We start from the raw sequence: 4,995 nt of genomic DNA, 5'->3' as shown, positions 1-4,995 counted from the left end.
TTGCCCGAAACTCATTCCATTGATAATGCGGCTGTCAGCTTGCCCGAAACTCATTCCATTGATAATGCGGCTGTCAGCTTACGCGAAACTCATTGCAGGCTGTGAATATTGTGAGGCGGGAACCCATTTAACGAAGGCACGCTTGCGCTGCCTGTCGCTCGCAGCGGTACTAAGCGACCAGAATACGGTCGCTAAGTACCGGCGGCTCCAGAGCACCTTCTTATAAATGGGTTCCCGCCTCACAACTGACTTTACTGTATTGATGAGTTTCGCTTCACTCTGTTTTCTGTATCGGTGAGTTTCGCTTCACTCTGTTTTCTGTATCGATGAGTTTCGCTTCACTCTGTTTTCTGTATCGGTGAGTTTCGCTTCACTCTGTCTCCTGCGTGACAAACTGGATAAAGGATTTCGCTACGGGGGAGAGGTAGCGTTTTTTCATGGTGGCAAGGTAGACATGGCGTTCGTATTCCGGGTTTGTGATGGTCAGGGTTTTGACGTCGAGGGTTTTTAAGATTGGAATATCCGGCATGACTGCAATGCCAAATCCCTGGGCGACAAGTCCTGCCATGCTGCCGTCTTCCTCTATTTCAAAGGCGATCTTTGGAAATACGCTGATCTGTTCATACATCTGGTCGATCACCGGGCGCAGTCCGCTTCCTTTCTGGAAATAGATCTGTGGATAATCTACGGTATCTTTTAAATCCACCGTATCGTACATGGCAAGCGGGTGGTTTTTCGGTACGGCAAGCACTAACTTCTGATCGCCGATCTGCCGGAATTCGATATCCGGCTCCCCGTCCTGATAAGAGGAGAATACCATATCATACCTGTCATTTTTCAGTCCCTCTAAAATATCTCCTGTCGTTCCGACAATAAAATGAAACTCAATATGGTAATCCGGGTAAGCATCTAAGAATCTCCGCACCATTTTCGGTACAAATGTACTGCCTAAAGTATAAATATAAGCAAGATGTATCATACCTTCTTTGCTTCCATTTAATTCTTTTGTCCGCTGCACCCCATCCTCTAATACTTTTAAGGATTCTTCCACATATGGAAGAAAAATCTTTCCATAACGTGTCAGAACAACATTTCTGCCTTTTTTTTCAAACAATCTCGTTCCCAGTTCCTGCTCTAACTGTGCGATCGCATGACTTAATGATGGCTGTGTAATCGATAAGATCTGCGCCGCCCTTGTATAATGTTCTTCCTTTGCCAATGTCTTAAAATACTGTAACTGACTTAAATTCATGAATCCATCCCCCGGTTTCTTCCGAATTGTTTCAATATTATAAGAATAACAATCTTACCGCGCAGAATCAATAGAGAAAATCTATCATTTTCCCCGAAAAAACGAATTGGATTTTTTTAATATTTCGGGGTACATTAATCACAGAAAGAGCACACAGACTTTTTCATTGTTAAAAAAGTAACTATCTAAAACACAATTATCTGCCCGCTCAAAACTGCACGCCTACCGCGCCACGTTTTCTGACATTCTAAAAGCTATGCTGCAGTTTTCACCATCCAACAATCTCAACTACACAATTTATTCATTTAAATGCAAAGGAGATTTTATCATGAAAAGCAAATACCCTCATATTTTTGAACCAATGACCATCCGTCGTATGACCGTAAAAAACAGAATCGTTATGACACCAATGGGAACAAACTATGGTGAGCAGAACGGAGAAATGAGTTTCCTTCATATTAATTACTATGAGCAGCGTGCAAAAGGCGGTACTGGTCTTTTGATCGTAGAAAACGCAAGTGTTGATTCCCCTCAGGGTTCTAACGGTACTACACAGCTTCGTATCGATTTAGACAACTATATCCCGCGTCTTTTCAAATTATGTGAAAACGTACACAAACACGGCGCATGTATCGCGATCCAGTTAAACCATGCAGGTGCTTCTGCAATGTCTTCCCGTATCGGAATGCAGCCGGTTTCTGCTTCTGATGTACCTTCTAAAGCAGGCGGAGAGATTCCTCGTCCATTAGAGAAAGACGAGATCATGCATATTGTAAAAAAATACGGTGAAGCTGCAAAACGTGCACAGATCTGTGGATTCGATGCAGTTGAGATCCATGCAGGACACTCTTACCTGATCAGCCAGTTTCTTTCTCCTACTACCAATAAGAGAACAGACGAATTTGGCGGTTCTCCGGAAAACCGTGCAAGATTTGCCAAACTGGTTATCGAGGAAGTTCGCAAACAGGTCGGACCTTTCTTCCCGATCTTCGTTCGTATCAGTGCTGACGAGATGGTAGAAGGTGGAAATACTTTAGAGGATACCTTAGAGTATTTACAGTACTTTGAAAAAGAAGTCGATGTATTTGACGTTTCCTGTGGTCTGAATGGTTCCATCCAGTACCAGATCGATGCAAACTATTTACCGGACGGATGGCGTTCTTACATGGCAAAGGCTGTAAAAGAAAAATATGGCAAACCATGTATGACCGTTGGTAACATCCGTGATCCGAAAGTTGCTGAGGATATCTTAGCAAAAGGTGATGCTGATTTCATCGGAATGGGTCGTGGACTGATCGCAGATCCGGAATGGGTAAACAAAGTTGAGTTTGGAAAAGAATGTGATATCCGTAAATGTATTTCCTGTAATATCGGATGTGCAGGACATCGTATCGGATTAAATCAGCCGATCCGTTGTACTGTAAACCCGGCAGTCAACTCAGGCGAAGATTACATGAAGCATAAGATCAACAAACCTTGCAACGTCGTAGTCATCGGTGGCGGTACCGCAGGTTTAGAGGCAGCCTGCACTGCAGCCGAAGTCGGATGTACCACTTTCTTAATCGAGAAAAAAGCAGAGCTTGGCGGACTTGCTTCCGTAATCTCCAAGATTCCGGACAAGAAACGTTTAGCTGACTTCCCGAACTATATGATTCACCGTGCAAGCAAACTTCACAACTTATTCATCTTCAAAAATACAAGTGCTACACCAGAATTAGTAAAGAGCTTGAACCCGGATATCATCGTAAATGCAACAGGTTCTGTACCTACATTACCACCGATCACCGGTCTGCATGACCTTGTTGACAAAGATAACAGCAACGTTGCTACTGTATTAAAGATGATCGACCGCATCAATGAATATCCTGAAAAAATGGATGGCAAAAAAGTTGCGATCATCGGTGGTGGTGCCGTAGGTCTTGACGTAATGGAATTCTTTACCGAGCGTGGTTCTGATGTAACCATGGTAGAGATGCTTCCAATGATCGGAAATGGTCTTGATCCGGTTACAAAATGCGATACCAACGCTAAGATGGCAAAATACAATGTAAAACAAATGACAAATACTGCACTGCAGGAAGTTCAGAACGATCGCTTTATCGTTAAAAACCCACAGGGTGAGATCGAAGAAATTCCATTTGGTTATGGATTCATCTGCCTTGGTATGAGAGCAAACAACCCGATCTTAGATCAGTTGGAGGAGACTTTCGCTGATACTAACGTGGAGATCGTAAATATCGGTGACAGTAAACGTGCAAGAAGAATCATTGAAGGTACTGAAGAAGGACGTAATATCTTAAATGTACTTGCAAAACATGATTATCTGTAATCCCAGAGAGTATTTTAATTCATAGGATATAATTTCCTATAAAATAGTAATCGTAGGCAAAATACCGCTCATCATAAAAACAGCCTGGAATTTCAAAAATCCCAGACTGTTTTTATATATATTCTTTCATCCAATATCCAGTTTTGCTCTGAATACATCACAATTTTATATATGCTTTCTTCTTTCCATCCAATATTCTTCAGATTTTAGCTGAAAAATAACTTCTTCACATCATCGACCGGCATATCCTGTCCGGTGTAAAGTTTGAATGCAGCAACCCCCTGCCACAATAGCATTCCTTTTCCACCAACACAGGTGCATCCTGCTTCTTTTGCTTCTCTTAAAAGCTTTGTCTCTTCCGGATTATATACAGCATCTGCAACAACAAGTCCCTGACGGAATGCAGACAGATCTTTTACAACGCTCTGGTCATCCATCGGTTTCATTCCAACGATCGTGGCATTTGCAAAAATATCACTTGACTGGATCTCCTCTGTCATTTTTGCGGTATCTGCAATATCATATACATTTACCACACACTCCGGCACTGCTTTTTTGATCTTCTCTGCAGTCTGCAGTGTTCTCTCAAAAAATGCATCCTTGATATTGAAAATAGAGATTTCTCTCGCACCATCTAAGGCACACTGTACCTGAATCGCTGTTGCGGCACCACCACCTCCGGCTACCGTGATCTTTTTGCCTTTGATCTCGATACCGTGATCTCTTAAATTATGTACAAAACCTTCGCCGTCTGTGATATGACCGGTCAGTTTTCCGTTATCATTGACGATCGTATTGACCGCACCAATGATCTGTGCTGCCGGTGACAATTCATCCATGTATTTTGCAGCCTCAACCTTATCCGGCATGGTAACATTGCAGCCACGCATATTGAAAGTCTTCATTGCAGCGATTGCATCCTTTACTTTATCTTCCTTTATATCAAAAGCCACATAAGCATAATCTAATCCCAGCTTCTCAAAGCTGTAATTGTACATCGCCGGTGATCCTGAATGACCAACCGGTGAACCGATCAATGCTAAAAGACCTGTGTGGCCTGAAATACGCTTTTCCATATTTAAAATCCTCCTTGTTTTCCGAAGGAAAATGTGACTGTCTTTACAGGAGCAGAGGATTTTCCTCCTTGTTTTCTTACGCAAAATTATTTTAGTAACATGATATCCTCTTTTTCTGATAATATCAAGTACTTTTTTTATTTAAAGCATTAAAGCACTGAATAAAATGCAATTTGACAGAACCGGATGTATTTCTTAAAATAATTTGTGTACCTTTTTCCCAACAAATGATGGTTTGTGGGTGATATGAGTCACCCGTCCAAATGGTGTGTTGTAGGTCTGTGAGTGGCATCTTGCGCAAAGCCGAAGTAATTTTTGTTCCGTTGTACGAAAATAAG

The 4,995-nt window shown here is 42.0% G+C and carries 4 protein-coding genes; 1 reads left to right on the top strand and 3 read right to left on the bottom strand.

Going from position 1 to position 4,995, the window contains the following annotated elements; all coding sequences use genetic code 11:
* Window positions 1-370: 370 nt before the first annotated feature.
* Window positions 371-1,252, bottom strand: a complete 882-nt coding sequence (locus tag DXA60_RS15960) for a LysR family transcriptional regulator (RefSeq protein WP_117922312.1) — start codon at window positions 1,250-1,252, stop codon at window positions 371-373.
* 328 nt (window positions 1,253-1,580) lie between these two features.
* Between DXA60_RS15960 and DXA60_RS15955 the strand changes: the two genes are divergently transcribed.
* Window positions 1,581-3,581: an oxidoreductase gene (locus DXA60_RS15955; RefSeq protein WP_117922311.1), complete on the top strand. Its 2,001-nt coding sequence runs from the start codon at window positions 1,581-1,583 to the stop codon at window positions 3,579-3,581.
* Window positions 3,582-3,787: 206 nt separating this feature from the next.
* On the opposite strand, the gene aroE is transcribed toward DXA60_RS15955, so the two are convergent.
* Together aroE and DXA60_RS18995 are read right to left on the bottom strand one after the other, a co-directional pair.
* Window positions 3,788-4,657, bottom strand: coding sequence for a shikimate dehydrogenase (aroE, locus tag DXA60_RS15950; RefSeq protein WP_117922310.1), 870 nt, complete (start codon window positions 4,655-4,657; stop codon window positions 3,788-3,790).
* 124 nt (window positions 4,658-4,781) lie between these two features.
* The coding region (locus DXA60_RS18995; protein WP_207661932.1) for a hypothetical protein at window positions 4,782-4,995 on the bottom strand (214 nt) is incomplete at its 5' end.

It is taken from the genome of Roseburia sp. OF03-24 (assembly GCF_003463035.1).
Classification (GTDB): Bacteria; Bacillota; Clostridia; order Lachnospirales; family Lachnospiraceae; genus Roseburia; species Roseburia rectibacter.
The sequence above is the reverse complement of the archived record's forward strand: the minus strand, read 5'-3'. Positions and strand labels throughout refer to the sequence as shown.

Bases quoted from the DNA above. Each gene is read 5' to 3' on its own strand.
- DXA60_RS15960 (WP_117922312.1), bottom strand. From the start codon at position 1,252: ATGAATTTAAGTCAGTTACAGTATTTTAAGACATTGGCAAAGGAAGAA.
- DXA60_RS15955 (WP_117922311.1), top strand. From the start codon at position 1,581: ATGAAAAGCAAATACCCTCATATTTTTGAACCAATGACCATCCGTCGT.
- aroE (WP_117922310.1), bottom strand. From the start codon at position 4,657: ATGGAAAAGCGTATTTCAGGCCACACAGGTCTTTTAGCATTGATCGGT.